Origin of the sequence: Hansschlegelia beijingensis (assembly GCF_014196425.1) — a bacterium.
GTDB lineage: Bacteria > Pseudomonadota > Alphaproteobacteria > Rhizobiales > Methylopilaceae > Methylopila > Methylopila beijingensis.
This window is the reverse complement of sequence record NZ_JACIDR010000003.1, coordinates 289,502-313,404: the sequence shown is the minus strand read 5'-3', so window position 1 is coordinate 313,404 and position 23,903 is coordinate 289,502. Positions and strand designations below refer to the sequence as shown.

Sequence of the window (23,903 nt, the reverse complement as noted above, 5' to 3'; positions counted from 1 at the left end):
CTCTATCACGACTCCGCACGGGCCAAACCAATCGCCCCGATCAAGCAGACCGTCGCGCCGGTCAGATCCGACGCGCGATGGCGGCGAGATCTTCCCGGAGGCGCGGCGCCGCGTGGTCGATGAAGGCGCGGAGCGTCACGTTGCGCCGCGGCACGGGGTGGAACACGAGGCTGACGGGCAGCGGCTCGGGCTCGAACGCGTCGAGCAGCGTCACAAGCCGGCCGGCAGAGACATGCTCGGCGACCTGATAGGACAGCGCGCGGCAGATCCCGTGTCCGCGCACCGCGGCGTCGATCGAGGCGCCTGCCGAGTTCAGCGCCAGGCGCGGCCGGATGTTGACCGAGAACGTCGCGCTGCGCCGCGCGCCGGGGTCGGCGAAGCGCCACAACGTCCCTGCGTCGCCCTCTTCCTCGCCGATGCAGACATGGCGCTGCAGTTCGGCCGGCGTCGCGGGCGCGCCTGCCTGTGCGATGTGGGCGGGCGCGGCGCAGACAAGCTTCCGCACCTCTCCGAGCTTCGTGGCGACGATCCCGGAATCCGGAAGCGGCGCGAGCCGGATCGCGACGTCCATGCCCTCCTCGACCAGGTCGACCATCCGGTTGAGCAGCAGCGCCCGGGCGCGCGCCGCCGGATGTCTGGCCAGGAAGGTCTCGACGACCGGCATGACGTGCAGCCGGCCGAAGAGCTCCGGCGCGGTCACGGCGACCACGCCCTCGACCCGGTCGCCTGACCGCCCGCCTTCGACCTCCTCGAGCTCCGCAAGCACGGTCCGGTAGACCGCCAGACGCCGCTCGCCGGCCTCGGTCAGGCGCAGCCGCCGCGCGTTGCGGTGGATCAGCCGCTCGCCGGTCCGATCCTCCAGCATCTGCAGCGCCCGCGTCACCTTGGCGGGCGAGCAGGCGAACGTCCGCGCGGCCGCCGCGAGCGATCCCTGATCGACGGTCGCGACGAACATCGCCATGGCCTCAAGCCGGTCCATCGTTGCAGATCCTGAAATGAGAGACTGCTGATTGGACGGCTTATCCCGCGATCCTGCAACTCATAGCTTCCGGCTCCGAGAGACATGGACCCGGAGGAGACGCCATGACGACGATGCGAACAGCTATTGAGCGGCGGTCGGTGATCGCCGGGATCGGCCTTGGCGGCCTTGCGGGCGCCGCGGCGCTGGCCGACGAGAAGACGCCGACGCCCGCCGGACCCACGGACGAAGCGGCGCTGCGCTTCGGGACCCGCAAGGTCGGCGACGTGACGGTGTTCTACCGCGAGGCCGGCCGCGCGGACGCGCCCGTGCTTCTGCTGCTGCATGGATTTCCGACCGCGGGCCACATGTTCCGCGACCTCATCCCGAAGCTCGCCGACCGCTACCGCGTGATCGCTCCTGACCTCGCCGGCTTCGGCAATACGGTCGCGCCGCCGAGGGCCTCGTTCGACTACAGCTTCGACGCTCTCGCGCAGGTGACCGAGGGCTTCGTCGAGGCCATGGGGCTCACCCGATACGCCCTCTACGTGTTCGATTACGGCGCCCCGACCGGGTATCGCCTCGCCATGGCGCATCCCGAGCGCGTCACGGCGATCATCAGCCAGAACGGCAACGCCTATACGGAAGGCTTCAGCGCCGAATGGGGACCCTGGGAGGCCTACTGGCGCGATCCTTCGCCTGAGAACCGCGAAGCCTGCCGGGCCTCGCTGACCGACGAGGCGATCCGCTTCCAGTACCTGCACGGCGCGCCCGAAGGCCGGGTCTCGCCGGACGGCATGACGCTCGACATGCATTACATGCGCCGCCCCGAGGCGCAGGAGATCCAGCTCGACCTGATCCTGAGCTATCGCACCAACGTCGCGCTCTATCCGGACTTCCAGGCTTACTTCCGGAAGCATCAGCCGCCGCTGCTCGCGGTCTGGGGCCGCAACGACGCGTTCTTCATCCCCGCGGGGGCGAAGGCCTATGCGCGCGACCTGCCGAAGGCCGAGATCCACCTGATCGACGCCGGCCACTTCGCGCTCGAGACGCATTCGGCGGAGATCGCCCGAAGGGTGCGGAGCTTCCTCGAACGCAACGGCGTCTGAGCCGCGGCCTCGACGGAGACGTCAGCGCCAGCCGAGCGCCGGCGCCACGTGCTTCAGAATGGCCTCGATCACATGGGCGTTGTAGGCGACGCCCAGCTGGTTCGGGACCGTCAGGAGCAGCGTGTCGGCCTCGGCGATGGCCTCATCCGCCTTCAGCTGCTCGACGAGCCGGTCGGGCTCGGCCGCATAGGACCGGCCGAAGATCGCGCGCATGTCGTCGATGACGCCGATCTGGTCGTCGCCGTCGCCGCGGCCGAAATAGGCGCGGTCGCGATCGTCCACGAGGGCGAAGATCGAGCGCGAGACCGAGACGCGCGGGGCGCGCGCATGGCCGGCCTCTTTCCAGGCGTCGCGATACGCCCGGATCTGCTTGGCCTGCTGCACGTGGAACGGCTCGCCGCTCTCGTCCTTCTTCAGGGTGGAGCTCTGCAGATTCATGCCCTGCCTCGCGGCCCAGACGGCGGTGCCGTTGGAGGCCGATCCCCACCAGATGCGGTCGCGAAGGCCGGGCGAATGCGGCTCGATGCGGAGCAATCCGGGCGGGTTCGGGAACATCGGGCGCGGGTTCGGCTCGGCGAAGCCCTCTCCCCTCAGCAGGTCGAGGAAGACTTCGGCGTGACGGCGGCCCATGTCGGCGTCGCTCTCGCCTTCGGCGGGCGCGAAGCCGAAGTGCCGCCAGCCCTCGATCACCTGCTCGGGCGACCCACGGCTGATGCCGAGCTGCAGCCGGCCGCCCGCGATCAGGTCCGCCGCGCCCGCATCCTCCGCCATGTACATCGGGTTCTCGTAGCGCATGTCGATCACGCCGGTGCCGATCTCGATGCGGCTCGTCCTGGCGCCGACCGCCGCGAGCAGCGGAAACGGCGAGGCGAGCTGCCTGGCGAAGTGATGGACGCGGAAATAGGCGCCGTCGGCGCCGAGCTCCTCCGCCGCGACTGCGAGGTCAATCGACTGAAGCAGCGTGTCGGCGGCCGAACGTGTCTGCGAGTGCGCGGAAGGCGACCAGTGGCCGAAGGACAGGAAGCCGATCGTCTTCATGCGTTGCGTCCCTTTCGTCGGTCCAGGGGGCCGAAGGCGGCCCTCGGGCCGGTCAGCTGAGAATAGCCGTCACGCGGATCTCGATCCGCATCGTCGGCAGTCCGAGCGCCTCGACGCCCGTCTGCGTCCAGATCGGCGCGTGGTCGGGCATATAGCGCCGATAGAGCCTGCTCATCGTCTCGTTCACCTCCGGCGGAAGACCGCCGACATGGTAGGAGTTGACGTGGACGACGTGCCGCCAATCCGCGCCCGCCGTCGCGAGCGTCCGCTCGACATTGCGGAACGCCTGGGCGATCTCGTCCTCAAGCGCCTCGGGGATCTGCAGGTCGTCGTCCCAGCCGCCCTGCCCCGATATCTCCACGCGGTTCCCGATCTTCAGCGCCTGCGAATAGTGCAGCAGGTCGCGCAGGCGCTCGCCGTAACCCGGCGTGACGAAGAATTCCGGCTTTTCCATCGTGCTTTCCTGTCGAAGTTTTCTGAGGGGGCGTTCCGACCGGCGCGGCGCGGGCGCGCGACACGTCGAAGGAGCGGACGCGCGGCGCCGGCCGGTCAAAACATCCCGTTCGGGTTTGCGGAGGCTTCGGGCAGGATCTGGAGCACGTCCCAGTGCTCGATGATCTTGCCCTGGCCGTCGAGCCGAAAGATGTCGACGGCCGCATAGTCGTGATCGCCCGGCCAGCGCTGCAGGCAATGCAGCACGGCCAGATCGCCCTCCGCGACCGCGCGCTTCACCTCGACGCGCTTGCCCGGCCACTCCGCCGCCATCCGCTCGAAGTAGGCGATGAAGCCGTCCTTGCCGGTCGCCACGTGCGGGTTGTGCTGGATGTACGCATCGCCCGCGTAGCGCTCGATCGCCTCGCGCGGCTGACATTCGTTGAACATCAGTTCGTAGAAGGCGATCACGTTCGCCTTGTTCTGCGCGAGGTCGGTCATCGTCGGGCCCTGCTGAAGCTCTCGCGGTCCGGAGCGATCGCCGGACGTCGAGGCGACGTCTCAGACCTGGGCCATTCCCCCGTCGACGAACAGCTCGGCGCCGTTCACGAAGCTGGAGGCGTCCGAGGCGAGGAAGACCGCAACCTTGCCGGTCTCGTCGGCGTCGCCGATGCGGCCGAGCGGGACCTGTGAGGTGAGGTAGTCGATCAGCCCTTCCGCCTGCTCCGCGACGCCGCGCAGAGCCGGCGTGTCGATCGGCCCGGGGCTCAGAACGTTCACGCGGATGTTCCGGCCCTTGAGGTCGAGGATCCAGCTTCGCACGAAGTTCCGGATGGCGGCCTTGGTCCCGCTGTAGACGCTGAACGCCTCGGTTCCCATGATCGAGGTCGTCGAACCGGTGACGATGACCGAGCCGCCGTTCCGCATGAGCGGCAGGGCCTTCTGCACGGTGAACAGAACGCCCTTCACGTTGATCGCGAACGTGCTGTCGAAATGCTCCTCGGTGATCTCGCCGAGCTTCGCGAGGCTGCCCCCGCCGGCGTTCGCCACCACCACGTCGATGCGGCCATGGGTTCTTTCCACCTCGGCGTAAAGCGCGTCGAGGTCCGCGAGGACAGCGACGTCGGCCCGGAACGCGGAGGCCTTCGGCCCGATCTCGGCGACCGCCGCGTCGAGTTCGGCCTGCCGGCGGCCGGTGATCACCACCGTGGCGCCCTCCGAGACGAAGCGCTTGGCGATTCCGAGACCGATCCCGGTGCTGCCTCCGGTCACGACCGCGATCTTGCCTTCGAGGGAATTCGACATGGTGCGCTCCTGTAGACGCGCGGGCCGAGGTGCGGCCTCACGCAGAATTTTGTACCAACCGTTATAATACCGGTCGGTACGTTTTCTGGCGCGTGTTGTCAAACGTATTATACCGGCCGTTATGAAAGCCGGCTCGATAATTCGCGATGAGGAAACGGCGGAGCGGCCGGGCCGGCTCATAGACGAGCGGTCCCGGACGCAAGCCGCTCGGCCATCGGCTGGAGCGGCGGCGGCGCGTCAGCCCTTGGCCGACCGCCTCGATCTACCCGCCCAGATAGGCCTCGCGGACATTCGGATCGGCCAGCAGATCGGCCCCCGTGCCGCGCTTCACCACCCGACCCGTCTCGATCAGATAGGCGTGGTCGCAGATCTCGAGCGCCGCGAAGGCGTTCTGCTCGACGAGCAGCACCGTCGCCCCCGCGTCGCGGATGCCGCTGATGATGCCGAGGGTCTGCTCGACGATTCTCGGGGCGAGACCGAGCGACGGCTCGTCGAACATCACGAGCTTCGGACGCGACATCAGCGCCCGGCCGATCGCGAGCATCTGCTGCTCGCCGCCCGAGAGCGTGCCGGCGGCCTGGCGTCTCCGCTCGGCGAGCCGGGGGAAGTCGGAGTAGACCCGGTCGAAATCCTCACGGACGCGGATCGGATCCCTCCGGAGATAGGCGCCCATCGCGAGGTTGTCGGCGACGCTCATATAGGGAAACACGCGGCGGCCTTCCGGACAGTGCGCGATGCCGGCGGCGAGCACCTCCGCGGGATCCACTCCCGTGATGTCCTGGCCCTCGAAGCGGATCGTCCCGGCGCGCGCCTTCACCAGCCCCGAGATCGCCCGAAGCGTGGTGGACTTTCCGGCCCCGTTGGCGCCGATGAGCGCGACGAGTTCGCCTTTCCCGACGTCGAGGCTGACGCCCTTGAGCGCCGACACCGGCCCATAGCCGCATTCAAGGTTGCGGATTTCAAGCATGGGCGGCCTCCCGTTCGGCCTCGCGAGCGGCGGCGCTCTTGCCAAGATAGGCTTCGATCACGGCCGGGTCGGCTCGGATTTCGTCCGGCGTCCCGTCGGCGATCAGCTTGCCGTGGTTCAGCGCCACGATCCGGTCGGAGACCTCCATCACCATCGGCATGTCGTGCTCGACCAGCAGGATCGTGACGCCCCGGTCGCGCACCGAGCGGATCAGGCGCACGAAGTTCTGGGTCTCGGAGGCGTTCATGCCCGACACCGGCTCGTCGAGCAGCAGCATGGAAGGCTCCGTCGCGAGCGCGAGCGCGACGCCGACCAGGCGCTGTTCGCCGTAGGAGAGAGCGCCGGCGCGTTCGTTCGCGCGCGCGGACAGGCCGACCCAGTCGATCAGCGCCCTCGCCTTCTCACGGCGCGCGGCCTCGCCTGCGCGCTCGCGCGGCAGGTTGAAGATCGCCTCGAGCAGGCTCGCGCCGCGGTCCTCGCGGTGCAGGCCGATCAGCACGTTGTCGGTCACCGTGTCGTTCGGAAACACGCTGGTGCGCTGGAAGGTGCGGGCGAGGCCGAGCCGGTTGATGCGGTTCGGCGACAGGCCGGACAGGCTCGTCCCGCGCAGACGGACCTCGCCCTGGGTCGGCTTGAGGAAGCCCGTGACCACGTTGAACGCGGTGGTCTTGCCCGCGCCGTTCGGTCCGATGAGGCTCAGGATCTCGCCTTCGCGAACGTCGAAGTGCAGGTCCGCGATCGCGACCAGCCCGCCGAAGCGCACGCCGACGTGATCGACGGAGAGGATCGGAGCGGCGTTCGCGCTCATGGCTGGCCCTCCAGTTGCGGCTGGGCGACGGGCGCTCGCGCGGGCGCGCGCCGGCGCGACGCGAACCAGTCGTCGAGGTAGGGCGCGATCCCGCGCGGCATGAGGAACAGGATGGCGATCAGCACCGCGCCGTAGACGATCCACTGCGCTTCCGGGGCCATGTAAGGCCGCAGCGCCACCGGCAGCGTCCCGAAGATCAGGCCGCCGATCACGGGGCCCGCGAGGGCGCCCTTGCCGCCGCTCACCACCATGATCACCATCGTGACCGTGTAGGTGAAGAGGAAGACGTCGGGATCGATGATGCGGAAGTAATGGGCGTAGATGCTGCCCGCCGCGCCCGCGATCGCGGCCGAGATGGCGGCCGCGACGGTGAGCGTGCGGGTGGCGTTGACGCCGACCGATATGGCGAGCTGCTCATTCTCCTTCAGCCCGCGCATCGCGCGGCCGAAGCGCGAACTCACCAGCCGCGCCACGACCACATAGGCGAGCGCCGCCACGGCGAGCATCAGATAGTAGTTCTGCGCCTTGGTCCTCAGCGTGATCTCGCCGAGGCCCGGAAAGCCGATCTTCATCTGCGGGATCGCGGTGAGCGCGAGCGGCCCCTGCGTGAGTTCCACCCAGTTCAGCGCGACCAGGCGCACGACTTCGGCGAAGCAGATCGTGACGATCACGAAATACGCGCCGCGGACCCGGAACGAGAGCCGTCCGACGACATAGCCGCAGGCGCCCGAAAGCAGGATGGCGACGATGAAGCCCGCGAACGGGTGCCAGCCCTCATGGACGATGCGGAAGTCGCCGAAGATTCCGATGTCGAAGCCGAGCGTCGTGAGCGCGCTTGCGTAGGCCCCGATGCCGAAGAACGCGATGTGGCCGAGGCTGAGCTGGCCGGTGTAGCCGAGCAGAAGATTCAGGCTGATGGCCCCGATCGTGAAGATGCCGCCGGTGATCAGGGCGTTGAGGAGATAGGGGTCCTTGAGCACGAGCGGCAGCAGCGCCAGGACGACGAGGATGGCGGGCGGAAGATAGCGGGTCATCCGACGCGCTCCGCCCGGGCGAACAGGCCCGTGGGTTTCGCCAAGAGCACGGCGATGATGATCAGGAAGCCCATCGCGTCGCGGTAGCCGGACGACACGTAGCCGGCGCCGAACTCCTCGGCGAGGGCGAGGATGAAGCCGCCCAGCGCCGCGCCGGTGATGGAGCCGAGCCCGCCCAGAATGACGATGGCGAAGGCCTTCACGGCGGCGAGGTCGCCCATCTGGGGAAACACCACATAGACCGGGCCGAGCAAGGCGCCGGCCGCGGCCGCGAGGCTCGACCCGAGGGCGAAGGTCGCGGTGTAGATGAAGCGCACATTGACCCCCATGAGCGCGGCGGCGTCGGAGTCCTGGAACGTCGCGCGCATCGCGCGGCCGAGCCGCGTGCCGTTGATCATCGCGTAGGCGAGCGCGATCAGCGCCGCCGCCGCGACCAGCACGAACAGCCTGAGCCACGAGATCGAGACCGAGCCGAGCGTCAGCGGCGCGTCCGGGAAGGGCGACGGGATGGCCTTGGCGACGCCGCCGAAGATCCAGAGCGTGCCGGACTGGAGAATGATTCCGGCGCCGATCATCACCAGCATCGTGGTGTCGATGTCGGCGCCCCTGAGCGGCCGCAGCAGCGTCAGCTCGATCGCGGCGCCGAGCGCGAGGCCGGCCACGATCGAGAAGGGCAGCGCCACGAAGAAGTTGAGCCCCAGAGCCGTGGAGGCGATGAACATCGCGTAGGCGCCGAAGGTGTAGAGCGCGCCGTGGGTGAAGTTCACGACGTTCATGATGCCGAAGATCAGCGTCAGGCCGATCCCGAGCAGCGCGTAGGCGCCGCCCAGAACCATGGCGTTGACGAGATGCTGGAGAAACTGGTCCACGGGCGGACTCCCTTCGCGGCGCCCCTTAGAGCTTGACCTCGCCGATCGCGCCGTCGGCGATCTCGATCAGGTACACGCCGGGCTTGCTCTGCCCGCTCTCCTTGCCCTCGGGCCCGGCCTTGACGAAGGCGATCGGACCATTGAGGCCGATGAAGCTGACGTCCCAGAACGCCTTCTGGATCGCCTTGGGGTCGGTGGAGCCGGCCTTCTCGATCGCCGCCGCGATGGTGCGGATGCCGTCATAGCCGCGGAAGCTCTCCGTCGAGCCGGCGAAGGGGTAGCCGCGGTTCTTCCACTCGCCGAGGAAGTAGGCGGTGGCCTTCGGGTCCGGCGTCTTCTCCGGCGACCAGGGCAGGAAGGTCGTGAGATGCATGGTCTTGTCGGCCGCCGAGCCCGCCTGGGCGAGGATCTGGTCGGGGTTCTGCGAACCGCCGGTGGTCACGACCCGCTTCTTCACGCCCATCGCGGCCATCTGCTTGAAGACCAGCGTCAGCTGGTCGACGGCGGCCGTGATCATGAGCGTGTCGGAGTCGGTGCCTTTGATCTTGGCGAGCTGGGCGCTCATGTCCTGCGCGCCCGCGTCCATCGTCTCGGTCAGGCCGACCTGGACGCCTTTGCCCTTCAGCATCTTGCCGAAGTCGACCGCCGCGCCGCGGCCCCAGTCATTGTTGATGACGAGAAAGTCGACCTTCTTCACCCCGAGCTTCTCGACCATCGGCGCGAAGGCTTCCGCCTCGAGCGCGGACGGCGGCGAGATGCGGAACACGAACGGATTGCCGGACGTCGTGATCTTCCCGGACGACGAAGTCTCGACCAGCATCGGGATCTCGTATTCCTCGAGCTTCGGCAGGACCGCGAGCGTCAGGCTGGAGCCCCAGGCCCCCATCATGACCGGCGTCTTGTCGCTGGTGATCAGCTTCTCGGCGACCGCGGCCGCCTCGGTCGGGTTCGACTTGTTGTCTTCGACGACGAGCTGGATCTTCTTGCCCAGCACGCCGCCCTTGGCGTTGATCTCGTCGGCCGCGATCTTCGCGCCGTTGACCACATAGGAGCCGGAGGCCGCGAAGGCCCCCGTCAGGGGCTGGTTGACGCCGATCTTGATGGCGTCTTCGGCGGCGGCGGGGCCCGCGAGAAGGGCCATGGCCAGGGCTGCGATCGATGCGATGCGATAGGTCGGCATGGCGATCTCCTAGGATCAGGGGCGGGAAATCATCGGGACGCTCCGCCGGGGCGGATGCGCTTGAACCAGGACGAGATCCGGCCGAGCAGAAGGCCGGTCACGAGGCGAATGGGATTGAGGCCGGCGGACGGGGCGCCGCGGTCCTGCGGGAGGGCGCGGCCCGCCAGGCGGTCCTCGAGGTTTCGGACGAACGCGGCGGTCAGCCGCCCGGCGACGTCGCGCACCAGCCCGGGCCGGCCGAACTGGGCGAGCGGCCCCTTGAGCGTGTAGCCGACGGTCAGGATCACCTCGGAGGCGTCGGGCGTCGCGCCTTCGGCCACCCGGTAGCGGATTTCGCCCTGCGCGCCGGAGCGGCCGTCGGCGCCGGCGCCAAGAATCCGCCCCGCGCGTTCGGCCTCGTCTCGCGAGACCGAGGCGGCGCCCCGGAACGCGGCGGTGATCGGGCCGAGCTTGACCCGGATGCCGCCCTCGACGCGCTCCGGCGACGGCGTCGCCTCGATGAAGGCGCCGGGCAGGCAGTCCGCGACGGCGCGGACGTCTCCGAACAGGCCGAAGACCTGCTCGGGCGGGAAGGCGACGGTGAAGCGCTGCTCGAAGGTGTGGGCCGGGACGAACTCCGAGACGCCCACAGCGGCCGAGGTTCGCTCCGCGGGCGCGGCATCGCGCAGCGTGGGGGCCGCCGCGGGCGCGCTCGCGACATGCGCGCCGACCGGCCCAAGCGACCTCTCGACGAGGAGCGGCGCGACGCCGCGGGCGCGGCGCTCCTCGATCACCGACTGGATCGCCCGGACGATGCCGAGATAGCCGGTGCAGCGGCAGAGATTGCCCGCGAGGCCGACGCGGATGCGGCGCTCGTCCGGCTCCGGAAGGCGCAGGACGAGGTCACGCGCGGCCACCAGCATGCCCGGCGTGCAGAAGCCGCACTGCAGCGCGTGCTCGCGGGTGAAGGCGGCGCGGAGTTCACTGGTCAGCTGGTCGTCGTCGAGCCCCTCGATGGTCGTGACGGAGGCGCCGGAGCAGACCGCCGCGAAGGTGAGGCAGCTGCGCGCCGGCTCGCCGTCCACCAGCACGGTGCAGGCGCCGCAGACGCCATGCTCGCAGCCGAGATGCGTGCCGGTGAGGTTCAGCTCCTCGCGCAGGAAGTCCGCGAGGTGGGTGCGCGGCTCGACGGCGCGCGAGACGGCCCGCCCGTTGACGGTGAGATCGAGCGCGGCGCCGGATGGCGTTCGGACGGGGGCGTTCATGCCGCTGCCCTCGCTGGCGCCGGAGCTCTCTCGAAGGCCTGGACGAGGGCCCGGCGAAGGATCTCGACATGGACGTGGCGGGACGCCTCGTTCTCCACGCCCGCGGCTTTCAGCGCCGCGTCGGCGACGGTTCTGTCGAAAGACCGGGCGTCCGGCCCCACCCGTCCGCCGAACAGGACGCCGGCGTCCTCGAACACGATGGGCGCCCGGTCGAGCGCGCCCACCACGGCGTGGCCCGCGCCGGCCTCCGGATCGATCACCGCCGCGCCGAGCGCGTGAGCGAACTCGCCGACCTTGCGTGCGTGCTTGACGTAGCCGAAGCCCGCGGAGGCGGACGCCGCCGCGACGCGCACGGCGACAATGAGTTCGCCGGGCGCGAGAGCCGTCGACAGCGCGCCGGTGAGGAATTCTCCAAGCGGGAGGCGCCGCCGGCCCACCTTCGAGGCCAGTTCGATCTCCGCGCCAAGCGCGAGCAGCGCCGTCGGCCAGTCGGCCGCCGGATCGGCGTGCGCGAGGCTGCCGCCGACCGTGCCGCGATTGCGCACCGCGCGGTAGGCGATGCCGGACGCCACGCGGGCGAGCATGTCGCGGCCGACGTCGGGCGCGCGGCCATCCTCGAGGTCGGCGTGCGTGCAGCCTGCGCCGATGACGATCGTCCCGCCTTCGCGCTCGAAGCGGCGGAGGTCCGGGACGGCGCTGATGTCGACGATGAGGTCGGGCTCGACGAGGCGCAGATTGAGCATCGGGCCGAGCGACTGGCCGCCAGCCATCACCTTCACGACGCCCGCAGGCGCGGCGAGCAGATCGAGCGCCTCGGCGAGGTCGCGGGGACGGACGAGGTCGAAGCGAGCAGCCTTCACGCCGCGTCCCTCCGCTGAAGAGTGCTGGAGCGCGCGGCGAGCACGGCCGCCACGATGCGGTCCGGCGTCACCGGCGAGACCAGCATCTCGACGCCGAGAGGGCGCAACGCGTCGTTGACGGCGTTCGCAAGCGCCGCCGGGGGAGCGATGGCCCCGCCCTCGCCGATGCCCTTCACGCCGAAGCGGGTGTAGGGCGACGGGGTCTCCATGTGCCCGATGCGCGGCGCGGGAACCTCGGCCGCGCCGGGGAGCAGGTAGTCGCCGAGCGTTGAGGCGAGCGGCTGCCCCGCCTGGTCGTACGGCATCTCCTCGAGCAGCGCGGTGCCGATCCCCTGCGCGAGGCCGCCGAGGATCTGGCCGTCCACGACCATCGGGTTCACCAGAACGCCGCCGTCCTCCACGATGACGTAGTCGAGGATCTCGATCGACCCGATCTCGGAATCGACGGCCACGACCACCGCGTGGGCGGCGTAGGAGAAGGTGCCGCTGTCGCGCTTTGGCTTGTAGCCGGCGGTGACCTCCAGGCCGCCGCCATGCGCGCCGAGCGGCAGATCCTGCGGGCGGCGATACCAGACCCGCGCGATCTCCGAGAGCGCGACGTCTCCGTTCGGCCCGACCACGCGACCCATCTCGAAGCGCACGTCGGAGACGTCGGCCTGCAGCAGATGGGCGCCGATCGCCATCGCCCTCTCGACGAGCTCCTCGCAGGCCGTCGCGACGGCGCCGCCGGTCATCACCATCATGCGCGAGCCCCACGCGCCGGTGGAGTACGGCGTCATCGCGGTGTCGCCATGGACGAGGCGGATGCGATCGGTCGGAATGCCGAGGATCTCGTTGGCGACCTGCGGCAGCGTGGTCTCGAGGCTCTGGCCGTGGGAGTGCGCCCCGATGCGAAGCTCCAGGCCGCCGTCCGGCGTCAGCCGCGCGCCGGCCTGCTCGTGGCCCGGCACCATGGGGATCCCCCAGCCGGAATAGACGGAGGTGCCGTGGGCCGACTGCTCGCAATAGATCGAGAGGCCGAAGCCGATCCGCCGCCCGTCCGGCTCGCCCGCCGCCTGGCGCGCCCGCACTCCGTCGACGTCGATCATGCGAAGCGCGCGCGTCAGCGCCTCCGGATAGTCGCCGCTGTCGAAGTGCTTGTTCGTGATGTTGTCGAACGGCATCTGGTCGGGCCGCACGAGGTTCTTCAGCCGGACCTGCTCCGGCGTCACGCCGGCTTCCGCCGCCACGGCATCCAGGGCGAGCTCCATCGCGAAGCAGACGCCGGTTCGGGCGACGCCGCGATAAGGCAGGATCGGCGGCTTGTTGGTCGCGACCGACCAGGTGCGGCAGCGATAGGCCGGGAAGTCATACGGGCCGGGCAGGATGCTCGCGACCTGGGCCGCTTCGAGACAGGCCGAGAACGGATAGGCCGAATAGGCGCCGCTATCGACGATCGCCTCGCAATCGACGCCACGGATCGTTCCGTCGCGCTCGGCGTAGACGGTGATCTCGTAATGATGCTCCCGGCAGTCGGCGTTGGCCGTGAGGTGCTCGCGCCTGTCCTCGATCCAGCGCACCGGATGGCCGCAGCGCAGCGCCAGCCAGCCGAGGCAGACCTCCTCGGCGAGCAGAATGCCCTTATAGCCGAAGCCGCCGCCGACATCGGGCGAGACGACCCGGATGCGCTCCTCGGCGATCCCGAGGCATTCCGACAGGCCCGACCGGACGATGTGCGGCATCTGGCAGGAGGTCGTCACCGTCAACTGATCGAGCCTGCGATCGAGATGGACGACCACGCCGCGGCCCTCGATCGGCGCCATGCACTGGCGGGCCGTCGAGATCGTGCGCGAGACCTTGATGGGGGCGTCGAAGGCGGAGGCGATATCGACGTCGACCAGCGTCTCGAGGAAGACGTTGTCGCCCCACTCCTCGTGCACCAGCGACGCCTTCTCGTCGCGGGCGCGGCGCATGTCGTAGACCGCAGGCAGCTCCTCGAGGTCGAGTTCGACCAGCGCCGCGATGTCCTCGGCTTCGGCGCGCGTCGGCGCGACGCACATGGCGACGAGTTCGCCGACCTGCCGGACCTTGTCGCGCGCCAGCGGCGGCTGCTCGGAGGGCTTGAAGCCGGCGAGCCCCGACACGGCGCGGATAGGCTTCACGCCGTCGAGGTCGGAAGCGATGAAGACGCGGTCGCGCAGTTCGGGAGGCACGGAGATCCCCCTGATGCGCGCATGGGCGAGCGGGCTGCGGACGAAGGCGACGTCCTGCATGCCGGGCAGCCTGACATCCGCCACATACTGCCCGCGGCCGCGCATGAAGCGGTCGTCCTCCTTGCGGGGAAGCCGCGCGCCGACCCCTTGTCCTGCCCCGCCTGCGCTCACGACTCGCCCTTCTTCAGGTCCAGCGCCAGCGCCAGCACGTCCTGCGCGGCCTGGACCAGCGCTCCTTCGGCCGAACGCAACTCGTCCAGGATGGTGAAGTGGTCGGCGCCCGGGATCGGGATGAGCGCGCCCGGCGCGCCGGCCTCGGCGCGAAGCGCGTGCAGGGCGCGGGAATCGTGGGCCAGCGCCGGAACCTCGGCCTCGCCATAGGCGATCGCGAGGGGCTTCTGCACCACCGGCAGGCGCAGCGGCGAGAGCGTCGCGACTTCCTCGTCGGTCAGGTTCAGCGCGCCATTGAGGAAGGTGTCCCGGATCGGCGCCAGCTCATAGACGCCGGAGACCGCCAGACCGGCCGTCACGGCGGAGTGGTTCAGCGTCATCGCGACGAGGTGCCCGCCGGCGGACCAGCCGGACAGCACGATCGGCCCGGCGATCCCGTGCTGCGGCCCTTCGCGGGTGAGCCAGTCCAGCGCGTCGCCGATCTCGGCCACGATCTCGGTCAGGGTCGCGTCGGGCGCGAGGGTGTGGCTCGGCATCGCGACCGACCAGCCGATCGCGGCCGCGCCTTCCGCATAGGCGGCGAAGACTTCACGCGAATTCTTCTGCCAGTAGCCGCCGTGGATGAAGACGAGGCAGGGCGCCGCCGGATCCGAAGCCGGATAGAGGTCGAACGCCTGACGCGGCTTCGGACCGTATGGAACATCAAGCGCGGCCGGATGCCCGGCGCGCCATTCCGCCGACAGCGCATCGCGCTCGCGGATCAGCTCGGCGCTGTTCTGCACCGCGAGATTGTTGTTGTAGGCGCGGTCGCGGTCCGCCTGGGACAGCGTGTCCCAGACCTCCTGCGGCGCCCGCGCCATGTCCGGGGCTTCGATCACGCCGCGATCGCCTGCGGCAGGATCGGGCTGTCGGCGTCGAAGCGTTCGCCGTTGCGCAGGCAGAACGCCGGCTGCAGCAGACGCTCGGCGAGCACGCGGTGATCCTCGTTGTCGCGCAGCACGAAACGGCCGCGGACGTCGTTCAGGACGGAGACGTCCGCGGCGCGACCCACCGCGAGCGAGCCGAGGCTGTCCTCCATGCCCAGCATCTTGGCCGGGTGGGTGGTCACCATCTTCACGACGTAGTCGAGCGGCAGGCCGAGCGTCATCATCGAGCTCATCGCCTGGGTGAGGCTGAAGCGGGCCTGGCCCTTGAACGGATGGTTCTCGTCGTCGTGGTGCTCTTCGGGCGTGCCGGCCGGCGCAGGATTTTCGGGCACCTGCGTGTTGTAGCCGTGCATGTCGGCGCCCAGCGTGTGCGGGACGACGCCCGCGGCGAGCGCCATCTTGGCCAGGCGATACGAGAAGTGGCTGCCGTGCCCGACGTCGACCTTGAGGCCGCGATCGATGGCGGCCTGCAGGACGTGGTGAAGTTCGCCCTTTGCGTTCACGAAGCCGCCGGGATGACGGGTGAACGGATGGGCGAGCACGTCGCCCTCCTTCAGAAGCGGAATGACCCGCTCGAGGATGGTGTCGGCGTCCTCGCCGTTCTTGCCGCTTTCCGGTAGGCCCCAGAGCTGGCCGAAATGGACGTAGAGCGGCAGGTCGGCGCGGCGGCTGATCTCCGCCGCCATCTCCATGACCTTGATGCCCCAGCGCGCGAAGCCGCCGATCTCGGCATGGCCCTTGATGCCGCGCACGATGTCCTTGTTGGCGAGCGCAGACCGCGTGGTGGCTTCGATGTCGACGCCGTCGGGGCTGTAGAGATTGGGATAGAAGTGCCCCTCGAGGCCGCCGACCAGATAGGCGGACAGGAAGCAGAGCACGTTCGTCTTCGCGGGCTCGGCGATGAACTTGCGGAAGCCCGGCAGGGTCATGCAGGAGGGGCCGCCCTGATCGACCACCGTGGTCACGCCGGAGCGGACGCCGACCATGTCCGGGTCCAGCCCGAAGCGGCCGGTGACGTACTGATAGACATGACCGTGCGTATCGATGAGGCCCGGGAGCACGAGCTTGCCCGTGACGTCGATCACCTCCCGAGCCGCGCTCGGCAGGATCGCCTCCTCGACAGCCGCGACCTTGCCGCCCTTGACTGCGACGTCGCGTACGCCGTCGATGCCGGAGGCCGGGCACATCACGCGACCGCCCTTCAGGAGCAGATCGTAACCACTCGCTTCCGCCATTTCGACTTCTCCAACTCCAGACCGCGGAACGCTGTCACGCGATCCGGTAAAAAGCGAAGTATGCTTCGCAACGCTATGCAGGCCGCATGCCAGATGGCCCAGGCGCCGTCGCCCGCGGGCGCCAGTCCGCCCCACAAGGACGTGATGGATGATCGAAAAGGCTGCGGAATCAGAAGCTGCGAAGGAGGATTGGCCGCTGCTCGAGCGCCCGGGCTTCCTGGCCAGGCGCCTGCACCAGATCCATGTGAGCCTGTTTGCGGAACGCTGCGCGGAATTCCGGATAACTCCGCTCCAGTACAGCCTCCTTTCCGCGCTTTCCGAGCTCGGCGAGGCGGACCAGACGCGGCTTGCGCGGGCCGTCGCGATCGACCGCACGACCACGACCGGAGCCCTGAAACGCCTGGAGGTGCGCGGCCTTCTGCGCCGCGTGACGTCCGATCGTGACCGCCGGTCTCAGGCGTGCCGGATGACGCCCGCCGGAGCGGCGCTGCTCGCCGCGATGGAGGCCGCCGCGCGCTCCGCCCATGAGGCGACGGTCGAGCCCCTGAACCCCGAAGAGCAAGCCACGCTCATCGGCCTCATGAAGCGCGCAGTCGCCGCCCACGAGGATCGGCTTGTGAGCGGAATGCCATCAACTTAAGCGCGGCGCCGCCCGTTTTGTGTGCATCGCTGCGGCCCGGAGGGCGCCGCGGGCGGTCGAGCTGCGAACCGCGGCTCCTCCGGTGATGACGCGCCCGGCGGGCGCCGCGTGCTCGGCGTCCACGACCAATCCGACCCGGACGCAGCGGCCCGTCGGAAGCGCTGACGCCGACTGACGGTCGTCAGGGAAGGTCGAGCATGGCGCCGAGCTTTTCGGCCGCCCTGCGCAGCGCCGGGATGTGCGTGACGGCCCGCGAAAGCGGCAGTCTGCTTTTCGGACCGTGGACGGCGACGGTCGCGATCATCGCGCGCGAGCGGCCGAGCACCGGGACGGCGACCGCGGTCATTCCCTCGATGAATTCCTCGTCGTCGGTGCCGAAACCGTCCTTGCGGACCTGAGCGAGAGCCGGCTCCAGATCCTTCCACGTCACGAGCGTTTTGGGCGTGTGACGCGGCAGCTCTCCGGCGCTCAACAGGTCGCGGACGATCTTCCTGGATGACATCGCAAGAAAAAGCTTGCCGCTCGCAGTGCAATGCAGCGGCACGTGGGAGCCGACGCTAAGCCTGATCTGGAGCGGCCAATCGGATTCGACCCGGTCGAGATAGACGAGCTGGCCGCCGTCGAGCGCGGTGATGTTGCATGTCTCGTTGAGCTGGCCGACAAGCTCGCGCAGCACGACGCGGCGCGGCCCCCAGGCGAGGGTGGAGCGAAGCGCGCCGGCCGCAGCTTCCGCGAAGCGCGCCCCGACGCCATACCGCTTCCCGTCCACCGTCCGCTCGAGATAGCGGAGCTCGACCAGCAGATTGGCGAGACGGTGCACCGTCGCTTTCGCGAGCCCCATCGCGGCGGTCAACTCGGCGAGCGTCGCGGGCTCCTCGCGGCCTGCGACGACCTCGAGCAGCAGGAGAACCCGTTCCGCCACCGAGCTCGGTCCCACGTCCCCGCGTCTCATCCGCACGACCCCACGCCAGAGCGCCCCTTATGCGGGAAGCGCGTTCCATTCAGTGGGATAGCACGCTCGCCGTTCGTCGCCATCAGGCGGCGGACGTAAAGCCGGACAAGCACCCGCCAGACACTTGACCGCGACGCGGGATGGGCCTGAAATGGTACAAAATGTTCCATTGAATGGAACGAATAAGCAGCGCTTCAAATGCGCCGGGGTGGAGACACATGGAGAGTTCCAGATTCGACTACATCGTCGTAGGGGCCGGCTCAGCCGGCTGCGTTCTGGCCAACCGCCTGAGCGAAAGCGGAAAGCATAAGGTCCTGCTGCTCGAGGCGGGGCCGCGCGACAACTACCTGTGGATCCACATCCCGATCGGCTACGGGAAGACGATGTTCCACCCCGAATACAATTGGGGGTTCTACACCGACGAAGAGCCGACGATGAAGAACCGCCGGATCTACTGGCCGCGCGGGCGGGGGCTCGGCGGGTCGAGCTCGATCAACGGCCTGATCTTCGTGCGCGGCCAGCCGCAGGACTATGACCGCTGGGCGCAGGCCGGAAACCCCGGCTGGGACTGGGCGAGCGTGCTGCCCTACTTCAAGCGCTGCGAGCACAACAGCCGCGGCGAGAGCGACGCCCATGGCGGCGACGGCCCGCTCTGGTCCTCGGACATCGAGGAAAAGAGCGAGTTGATGGAGGCGATCATCCGCGGCGCCGGGGAGCTTGGCGTCAGGCGGACGGACGATTTCAACGCCGGCGACCAGGAGGGCGTCGGCTACTATCAGCTCTTCACCAGGAACGGCTGGCGCAACAGCGCGGCGGTCGCCTATCTGAAGCCCGCCCGCGGCCGGGCCAATCTGAGGATCGAGACCAACGCCCACGCGACGGGCTTGATCATGCAGGGCCGCCGCGCCGTGGGCGTGCGTTACAGGCAGGGCGGGGAGATCGTCGAAGCGCGCGCAAGCGGCGAAGTCGTCCTCGCGGCCGGCGCGCTGCAAAGCCCACAACTGCTTCAGTTGTCGGGGATTGGTCCGGCTTCGCTGCTTCGCGGCCATGGAGTGGACGTCGTCCATGACCTGCCCGGCGTCGGCGAGAACCTGCAGGACCATCTGCAGTTCCGGCTGATGTACCGGGTCTCGAAGCCGATCACGACGAATGACGAGCTGAAGTCGATCTGGAGCCGGGCGCGCATCGGCCTCAAATGGCTGACGACGGGCCGGGGGCCGCTCGGCATCGGCATCAACCAGGGCGGCCTGTTCACGCGCATCCTTCCGGGATCCGCGACGCCTGACATCCAGTTCCACTTCGCGACCCTGTCGGCGGACATGGCCGGCGCGAAGCCGCATCCCTGGCCGGGCTGCACTTTTTCAGTGTGCCAGTTGCGTCCGGAGTCGCGCGGGAGGGTGGCGATCAAGTCGACAGACCCGATGGAGGCGCCCTCGATGCGGCCCAACTATCTGTCGGCCGAGGTCGACCGGATCTGCGCGATCGAGAGCATCAAATACGCACGGCGGCTCGCAGCGACCGAAGCCCTGAAACCCTACATCGCCGGAGAATACAAGCCGGGGCCCGGCGTGCGGAGCGACGACGAGATCCTCGACTTCGCCCGCGAATATGGCGCGACGATCTTCCACCCCTCCGGCACCTGCAAGATGGGCCCGGACCCGATGGCGGTGGTCGACGCGCGCCTGCGGGTGCGCGGCGTCACGGGGCTGCGCGTCTGCGACTGCTCGGTGATGCCGACGCTGGTCTCCGGCAACACGCACGCGCCGGTGGTGATGATGGCCGAGAAGGCGTCCGACATGATCCTTGAGGACGCCACAGGCTACGCGAAGGCGGCGTGACGCCGAACGCCGTTTCGTGCCCGGCCTCGTGCGCCCGGCTGGAACGTCAGGGCCCCGGACGCGTCGTCGCGGCCGGGGCCCTTCATTCAGGTCGGCGCCTGTCTCAGGCCGCGAACCCCGCCTGCGGGCGCATGTCGGCGCGGTTGATGCCCGCGACCCTGACCGGCTTCTTCATCGCGTCGCGGCGGAATGGCTCGCCGAGCTCCTGGTTGAGCACGATCTCGATGAAGGTCGTGATCCGCTTCTTCTGGTCCTCGCAGGACTGGCGGATGGCTTCCGTCACCTCCGCCTGCGTGCGCGCGACCACGCCCTTGAAGCCGCATCCTTCCGCGACCCGCGCATAGCTCAGATGCGGGTCGAGCTCGGTGCCGACGAAGTTGTTGTCGTACCAGAGGATCGAGTTCCGCTTTTCGGCTCCCCACTGGTAGTTGCGGAAGATCACCATGGTGATGCCCGGCCACTCCTCGCGGCCGATCGAGCTCATCTCGCTCATCGAAATGCCGAAGGCGCCGTCGCCCGCAAAACCGACGCAAGGCGTGTCCGGATTGCCGATCTTGGCCCCGATGATCGCAGGGAAGCCGTAGCCGCACGGGCCGAACAGGCCCGGCGCCAGATATTTCCGGGGCTGGTCGAACGTCGGATAGGCGTTGCCGATCGCGCAGTTGTTGCCGATGTCGGAAGAGATGATCGCGTCCTTTGGCAGGCCCGCCTGGATGGCGCGCCAGGCCTGGCGGGGCGACATGCGGTCGGCGTCGCGCGCGCGGGCGTCCGCGTTCCAGCTGGTGCCCTCGTCGTCATCCTCGTGGTCCATGCTGGAGAGAGTCTGGAGCCAGCGGGACTTGGTCTGGTGGATCAGGTTCTTGCGATCCTCGCGCCCTGCGTCGCCGGCCGTGTCGGCGAGCTTCGCCAGAATGCCGCGCGCGACCTGCGCGGCGTCGCCGCAGATGCCGACCGTGACGCGTTTCGTCAGGCCGATGCGGTCGGCGTTGATGTCGACCTGGATGATCTTGGCGTCCTTCGGCCAGTAGTCGATCCCGTAGCCGGGCAGCGTCGAGAACGGGTTCAGCCGCGTGCCGAGCGCAAGGACGACGTCGGCCTTGGCGACGAGCTCCATCGCGGCCTTCGAGCCGTTGTAGCCGAGCGGGCCGACCGCCAGGCGGTGGGAGCCGGGAAACGAGTCGTTGTGCTGGTAGTTGTTGCAGACCGGAGCGTCGAGGCGCTCGGCGAGCGCGACGCAGTCCTTGATCGCATTGCCGATGACGACGCCGGCGCCCGACAGGATGACCGGGAACTTCGCCTCTGAGAGCAGCCGCGCCGCTTCCGCGACCGCCTTCTCGCCGCCCGCCGGGCGCTCGAACTCGACGATCGCCGGCAGGTCGATGTCGATGACCTGCGTCCAGAAATCGCGCGGGATGTTGAGCTGCGCCGGGGCCGACAGGCGCTTGGCCTTCAGGATCACGCGGTTCAGCACCTCCGCGACGCGGGAGGGATCGCGGACCTCCTCCTGGTAGCAGACCATGTCGCGGAACAGCGCCATCTGCTCGACTTCCTGGAAGCCGCCCTGGCCGATCGTCTTGTTGGCCGCCTGCGGGGTCACCAGCAGCATCGGCGTGTGGTTCCAGTAGGCGGTCTTGATCGCCGTGACGAAGCCCGTGATGCCCGGGCCGTTCTGCGCGATCGCCATGCCGATCTTGCCGGTGGTGCGGGTGTAGCCGTCGCAGATCAGGCCGCCATTGGTCTCATGCGCGACGTCCCAGAAGGTGATGCCCGCCTCCGGGAACAGGTCGGAGATCGGCATGAAGGCCGACCCGATGATGCCGAAGGCGTGCTCGATGCCGTGCATCTGGAGCACTTTCACGAAGGCTTCCTCGGTCGTCATCTTCATCGGGCGATCCTCTCAATGGCGCGTCGCGTGGCCGATCCCGGCTCGCGATCTTGATGGTCACCCATCGCATGGCGGCGGACGCTTCGCAACCAATTGTCAGATTTTGAGCCGAAGCATTCCAATTTTCGGAATAATTATGTAGACGGACGCCATGGATGATCTCGCCGGCGGCCTCAAACCGATATCCCTGCTCGAACGCGTGGCCGCGATGGAGCAGCCGCCCACGCTCGCGGACCTTGCGGCCGGCTCGGAGACGCCGCGCCCGACGCTGCATCGATGGCTGAACGCGCTCGTCGGCGCGGGGCTGCTGCAGCGCTCGCCCGACGGGCGGCGCTACGAGATCGCGCCGCGCGCCTCGCAGCTCGCCTTCGCGATCCTGTCGAACCAGCCCGGCGGGGCGCTTCGGCACCAGCTTCTGCGGAAGGTGGTCGAGACGGTGGGCGAGTCCTGCAATCTCACCGTGATGCACGGCGCCGAGGTGACCTATATCGACCGCGTCGAGGCGATGTGGCCGCTCAGGATCACGTTCCAGCGGGGCTCACGGGTGCCGGCGCACTGCTCGGCGAGCGGGAAGCTGTTTCTCGCGCTGATGCCGCCAGCCAGGCGCGAGGCGGTGGTGCGTGATCTGACCTTCGAGAGATTCACCGACAGCACGCTGACCGACCGCGACGCGCTGCTGGCCGAAGTCGCGACGATCCGGAAGCAGAAATACGCGCTCGACCGCGAGGAATACCTGGCGGGACTGGTCTGCCTCGCCGTGCCGGTCATGCAGAGGATCGGCCGCTCGCCGGCCTGCGTCGCGGCGCTCGCCATGCAGGCGCCGGTCTCGCGCATGTCCTGCGATCAGATGCTCGAGAAGCTGCCTGCGCTGCAGGACGCGGCGCGGATGCTGGCCGGGACGCTGGAGTGAGCCTCCGCCGAGACGCCCGGAGCTGATCCGGGCGACGGATCGCCGGTCAGGCCCGGCGACGACGGCGGAGGCCGGGGCGCCTCAGCTCTTCTTGGTGATCTCGTGGCCCGACAGGCGCTCGATCGCCTTGCACATGATCGAGTCGTCCTCGTCGATCTCGCCGGCGGCGACGCAGGAGTTGAACAGCTGCTGGGCGAGCGCCGTGCCCGGCATCGCGACGCCGAGGGCGCGGGCGTTCGACAGCGCGACCTCGAGGTCCTTCATGTGCAGCCCCGTGCGGAAGCCCGGCTTGAAGGTGCGGTTGATCATGCGCTCGGCGTGGACCTCGAGCACGCGGGAGTTGGCGAAGCCGCCCATCAGCGCCTGCCGCACGCGCACCGGATCGGCGCCGGCCTTGGAGGCGAACACCAGCGCCTCGGAGACCGCCTGGATGTTGAGCGCGACGATGATCTGGTTCGCGACCTTGCAGGTCTGGCCGGAGCCCACCGGTCCCACCAGCGTGATGGTCTTTCCCATCGCCTCGAACAGCGGCTTAGCGCGTCCGAAGTCTGCGTCGTCCGCCCCGACCATGATGGTCAGCGTCCCGGCCTTCGCGCCGATGTCGCCGCCCGAGACCGGCGCGTCGACATAGCCGCAGCCCAGCTCACCGATGCGCTTGGCGAAGCCCTTCGTGGCGACCGGCGAGATCGAGCTCATGTCGATGACGAGCTTGCCCTTCGACAGGCCGCTCGCGACGCCGTTCTCGCCGAACAGCACTTTCTCGACGTCCGGGGTGTCCGGCACCATCGTGATGACGACATCGGCGTTGCTTGCGACCTCCGCCGCATTGGCGCAGGCCGTCGTGCCCTCGCCCTGCATGTCCTGCGGCACCCCCGACCGGCTCGTCAGGAAAAGGTCGTGACCCGCCTTGCGCAGGTTCTCCGCCATGGGGCGGCCCATGAGGCCAAGACCGACGAAGCCGACTTTCATTGGGCTGTCCTTTTTTGGGCGTGACGCCAAGCGTATGTGGTTGTCTAGCGAAGCTGCGATCCAAGCACCAGTGGGCGCCACTTTGCCGCCGACGCGAAGACAGCCGTGATCCCGGCCGGTTTTTCGGATCTCGGACGAAGCAACAACTCCAGTTTTGTGGATCGGTCGCCTGATGTTCTGCAGCGCGCAGTCGGCGTCACGGGCCGGCTCCCGTCTCGGCCCGGAACCCGGCGCCACGCGCCGCACGTCCGCGCGCCGACGCAGGCGACCCGTCTTTCTCGCCATTGTCTCATTCAGTGAGACATATCGTCTCGTTTCACGTTGACTCGATCACGACCCCATCGCAGCATCGCGAGGTTCTGGGGACGGGGTGGATGATCG

At 68.9% G+C, this 23,903-nt stretch carries 22 protein-coding genes; 4 read left to right on the top strand and 18 right to left on the bottom strand.

The features are described 5' to 3' along the window. Nucleotides 1-61 precede the first annotated feature (61 nt). Nucleotides 62-979, bottom strand: coding sequence for a LysR family transcriptional regulator (locus GGR24_RS11495; protein WP_183395497.1), 918 nt, complete (start codon nucleotides 977-979; stop codon nucleotides 62-64). A gap of 104 nt (nucleotides 980-1,083) precedes the next feature. Between GGR24_RS11495 and GGR24_RS11490 the strand changes: the two genes are divergently transcribed. Beyond that, nucleotides 1,084-2,067 carry an alpha/beta fold hydrolase gene (locus GGR24_RS11490; RefSeq protein WP_183395496.1) on the top strand — a complete coding sequence of 328 codons (984 nt, stop codon included), beginning with the start codon at nucleotides 1,084-1,086 and terminating at the stop codon, nucleotides 2,065-2,067. A gap of 21 nt (nucleotides 2,068-2,088) precedes the next feature. Here GGR24_RS11490 and GGR24_RS11485 read toward each other — a convergent pair whose 3' ends face one another. From GGR24_RS11485 to GGR24_RS11420, 14 genes are all read right to left on the bottom strand, one after another. Further along, entirely contained in the window at nucleotides 2,089-3,105 is a 1,017-nt protein-coding gene (locus GGR24_RS11485; RefSeq protein WP_183395495.1) for an LLM class flavin-dependent oxidoreductase, read from the bottom strand. A gap of 52 nt (nucleotides 3,106-3,157) precedes the next feature. Then, nucleotides 3,158-3,559 (bottom strand): RidA family protein, encoded by a 402-nt coding sequence (locus GGR24_RS11480; RefSeq protein ID WP_183395494.1) that lies wholly within the window; start codon nucleotides 3,557-3,559, stop codon nucleotides 3,158-3,160. A gap of 95 nt (nucleotides 3,560-3,654) precedes the next feature. Next, nucleotides 3,655-4,038, bottom strand: coding sequence for a nuclear transport factor 2 family protein (locus GGR24_RS11475; protein WP_183395493.1), 384 nt, complete (start codon nucleotides 4,036-4,038; stop codon nucleotides 3,655-3,657). A gap of 60 nt (nucleotides 4,039-4,098) precedes the next feature. Next, nucleotides 4,099-4,842 (bottom strand): SDR family NAD(P)-dependent oxidoreductase, encoded by a 744-nt coding sequence (locus tag GGR24_RS11470; protein WP_183395492.1) that lies wholly within the window; start codon nucleotides 4,840-4,842, stop codon nucleotides 4,099-4,101. A 262-nt stretch (nucleotides 4,843-5,104) separates the two neighbouring features. Beyond that, nucleotides 5,105-5,809 (bottom strand): ABC transporter ATP-binding protein, encoded by a 705-nt coding sequence (locus GGR24_RS11465; protein ID WP_183395491.1) that lies wholly within the window; start codon nucleotides 5,807-5,809, stop codon nucleotides 5,105-5,107. After that, nucleotides 5,802-6,617 (bottom strand): ABC transporter ATP-binding protein, encoded by an 816-nt coding sequence (locus GGR24_RS11460; protein WP_183395490.1) that lies wholly within the window; start codon nucleotides 6,615-6,617, stop codon nucleotides 5,802-5,804. Before GGR24_RS11460 ends, GGR24_RS11465 begins: the two co-directional genes overlap by 8 nt. Beyond that, nucleotides 6,614-7,651, bottom strand: a complete 1,038-nt coding sequence (locus GGR24_RS11455; protein ID WP_183395489.1) for a branched-chain amino acid ABC transporter permease — start codon at nucleotides 7,649-7,651, stop codon at nucleotides 6,614-6,616. Before GGR24_RS11455 ends, GGR24_RS11460 begins: the two co-directional genes overlap by 4 nt. Further along, nucleotides 7,648-8,520 carry an ABC transporter permease subunit gene (locus GGR24_RS11450; protein WP_183395488.1) on the bottom strand — a complete coding sequence of 291 codons (873 nt, stop codon included), beginning with the start codon at nucleotides 8,518-8,520 and terminating at the stop codon, nucleotides 7,648-7,650. The genes GGR24_RS11455 and GGR24_RS11450 overlap by 4 nt, the downstream gene beginning before the upstream one ends. Before the next feature lie 25 nt (nucleotides 8,521-8,545). Then, nucleotides 8,546-9,700, bottom strand: a complete 1,155-nt coding sequence (locus GGR24_RS11445) for an ABC transporter substrate-binding protein (RefSeq protein WP_183395487.1) — start codon at nucleotides 9,698-9,700, stop codon at nucleotides 8,546-8,548. 29 nt (nucleotides 9,701-9,729) lie between these two features. Continuing rightward, a complete protein-coding gene (locus tag GGR24_RS11440; protein WP_183395486.1) occupies nucleotides 9,730-10,944 on the bottom strand; it encodes a xanthine dehydrogenase family Fe-S subunit in 1,215 nt (404 codons plus the stop codon). Further along, on the bottom strand, nucleotides 10,941-11,804 hold the full coding sequence (locus tag GGR24_RS11435) for an FAD binding domain-containing protein (RefSeq protein WP_183395485.1): 864 nt from the start codon (nucleotides 11,802-11,804) through the stop codon (nucleotides 10,941-10,943). The genes GGR24_RS11440 and GGR24_RS11435 overlap by 4 nt, the downstream gene beginning before the upstream one ends. Beyond that, nucleotides 11,801-14,101 (bottom strand): xanthine dehydrogenase family protein molybdopterin-binding subunit, encoded by a 2,301-nt coding sequence (locus GGR24_RS11430; protein ID WP_183395685.1) that lies wholly within the window; start codon nucleotides 14,099-14,101, stop codon nucleotides 11,801-11,803. The genes GGR24_RS11435 and GGR24_RS11430 overlap by 4 nt, the downstream gene beginning before the upstream one ends. Before the next feature lie 62 nt (nucleotides 14,102-14,163). Then, nucleotides 14,164-15,027 carry an alpha/beta hydrolase gene (locus tag GGR24_RS11425; RefSeq protein ID WP_183395684.1) on the bottom strand — a complete coding sequence of 288 codons (864 nt, stop codon included), beginning with the start codon at nucleotides 15,025-15,027 and terminating at the stop codon, nucleotides 14,164-14,166. 14 nt (nucleotides 15,028-15,041) lie between these two features. After that, nucleotides 15,042-16,328, bottom strand: coding sequence for an amidohydrolase/deacetylase family metallohydrolase (locus GGR24_RS11420; RefSeq protein WP_183395484.1), 1,287 nt, complete (start codon nucleotides 16,326-16,328; stop codon nucleotides 15,042-15,044). A gap of 148 nt (nucleotides 16,329-16,476) precedes the next feature. Here GGR24_RS11420 and GGR24_RS11415 point away from each other — a divergent pair, with 148 nt between their 5' ends. After that, entirely contained in the window at nucleotides 16,477-16,968 is a 492-nt protein-coding gene (locus GGR24_RS11415) for a MarR family winged helix-turn-helix transcriptional regulator (protein ID WP_183395483.1), read from the top strand. Nucleotides 16,969-17,149: 181 nt separating this feature from the next. Here the strand turns inward: GGR24_RS11415 and GGR24_RS11410 are convergent, their stop codons facing one another. Then, the gene (locus GGR24_RS11410; protein ID WP_183395482.1) at nucleotides 17,150-17,890 is read right to left on the bottom strand and encodes an IclR family transcriptional regulator domain-containing protein; all 741 of its coding nucleotides are present in this window, start codon (nucleotides 17,888-17,890) and stop codon (nucleotides 17,150-17,152) included. 248 nt (nucleotides 17,891-18,138) lie between these two features. On the opposite strand from GGR24_RS11410, the gene GGR24_RS11405 reads away from it, so the two are divergent. Beyond that, nucleotides 18,139-19,758 (top strand): GMC family oxidoreductase, encoded by a 1,620-nt coding sequence (locus GGR24_RS11405; RefSeq protein WP_183395481.1) that lies wholly within the window; start codon nucleotides 18,139-18,141, stop codon nucleotides 19,756-19,758. A 103-nt stretch (nucleotides 19,759-19,861) separates the two neighbouring features. Here GGR24_RS11405 and xsc read toward each other — a convergent pair whose 3' ends face one another. Then, nucleotides 19,862-21,643, bottom strand: a complete 1,782-nt coding sequence (gene xsc, locus GGR24_RS11400; protein WP_183395480.1) for a sulfoacetaldehyde acetyltransferase — start codon at nucleotides 21,641-21,643, stop codon at nucleotides 19,862-19,864. 151 nt (nucleotides 21,644-21,794) lie between these two features. Here xsc and GGR24_RS11395 point away from each other — a divergent pair, with 151 nt between their 5' ends. After that, entirely contained in the window at nucleotides 21,795-22,553 is a 759-nt protein-coding gene (locus GGR24_RS11395; protein ID WP_183395479.1) for an IclR family transcriptional regulator, read from the top strand. 81 nt (nucleotides 22,554-22,634) lie between these two features. Here GGR24_RS11395 and GGR24_RS11390 read toward each other — a convergent pair whose 3' ends face one another. After that, nucleotides 22,635-23,522: a 2-hydroxy-3-oxopropionate reductase gene (locus GGR24_RS11390; protein ID WP_183395478.1), complete on the bottom strand. Its 888-nt coding sequence runs from the start codon at nucleotides 23,520-23,522 to the stop codon at nucleotides 22,635-22,637. Nucleotides 23,523-23,903 lie beyond the last annotated feature (381 nt).

Excerpts from the sequence above, each read along its gene's own strand:
- GGR24_RS11495 (WP_183395497.1), bottom strand. The coding sequence starts at position 979 with ATGGACCGGCTTGAGGCCATGGCGATGTTCGTCGCGACCGTCGATCAG.
- GGR24_RS11490 (WP_183395496.1), top strand. The coding sequence starts at position 1,084 with ATGACGACGATGCGAACAGCTATTGAGCGGCGGTCGGTGATCGCCGGG.
- GGR24_RS11485 (WP_183395495.1), bottom strand. The coding sequence starts at position 3,105 with ATGAAGACGATCGGCTTCCTGTCCTTCGGCCACTGGTCGCCTTCCGCG.
- GGR24_RS11480 (WP_183395494.1), bottom strand. The coding sequence starts at position 3,559 with ATGGAAAAGCCGGAATTCTTCGTCACGCCGGGTTACGGCGAGCGCCTG.
- GGR24_RS11475 (WP_183395493.1), bottom strand. The coding sequence starts at position 4,038 with ATGACCGACCTCGCGCAGAACAAGGCGAACGTGATCGCCTTCTACGAA.
- GGR24_RS11470 (WP_183395492.1), bottom strand. The coding sequence starts at position 4,842 with ATGTCGAATTCCCTCGAAGGCAAGATCGCGGTCGTGACCGGAGGCAGC.
- GGR24_RS11465 (WP_183395491.1), bottom strand. The coding sequence starts at position 5,809 with ATGCTTGAAATCCGCAACCTTGAATGCGGCTATGGGCCGGTGTCGGCG.
- GGR24_RS11460 (WP_183395490.1), bottom strand. The coding sequence starts at position 6,617 with ATGAGCGCGAACGCCGCTCCGATCCTCTCCGTCGATCACGTCGGCGTG.
- GGR24_RS11455 (WP_183395489.1), bottom strand. The coding sequence starts at position 7,651 with ATGACCCGCTATCTTCCGCCCGCCATCCTCGTCGTCCTGGCGCTGCTG.
- GGR24_RS11445 (WP_183395487.1), bottom strand. The coding sequence starts at position 9,700 with ATGCCGACCTATCGCATCGCATCGATCGCAGCCCTGGCCATGGCCCTT.
- GGR24_RS11440 (WP_183395486.1), bottom strand. The coding sequence starts at position 10,944 with ATGAACGCCCCCGTCCGAACGCCATCCGGCGCCGCGCTCGATCTCACC.
- GGR24_RS11430 (WP_183395685.1), bottom strand. The coding sequence starts at position 14,101 with ATGCGCGGCCGCGGGCAGTATGTGGCGGATGTCAGGCTGCCCGGCATG.
- GGR24_RS11425 (WP_183395684.1), bottom strand. The coding sequence starts at position 15,027 with ATGGCGCGGGCGCCGCAGGAGGTCTGGGACACGCTGTCCCAGGCGGAC.
- GGR24_RS11420 (WP_183395484.1), bottom strand. The coding sequence starts at position 16,328 with ATGGCGGAAGCGAGTGGTTACGATCTGCTCCTGAAGGGCGGTCGCGTG.
- GGR24_RS11415 (WP_183395483.1), top strand. The coding sequence starts at position 16,477 with ATGATCGAAAAGGCTGCGGAATCAGAAGCTGCGAAGGAGGATTGGCCG.
- GGR24_RS11405 (WP_183395481.1), top strand. The coding sequence starts at position 18,139 with ATGGAGAGTTCCAGATTCGACTACATCGTCGTAGGGGCCGGCTCAGCC.
- xsc (WP_183395480.1), bottom strand. The coding sequence starts at position 21,643 with ATGAAGATGACGACCGAGGAAGCCTTCGTGAAAGTGCTCCAGATGCAC.
- GGR24_RS11395 (WP_183395479.1), top strand. The coding sequence starts at position 21,795 with ATGGATGATCTCGCCGGCGGCCTCAAACCGATATCCCTGCTCGAACGC.
- GGR24_RS11390 (WP_183395478.1), bottom strand. The coding sequence starts at position 23,522 with ATGAAAGTCGGCTTCGTCGGTCTTGGCCTCATGGGCCGCCCCATGGCG.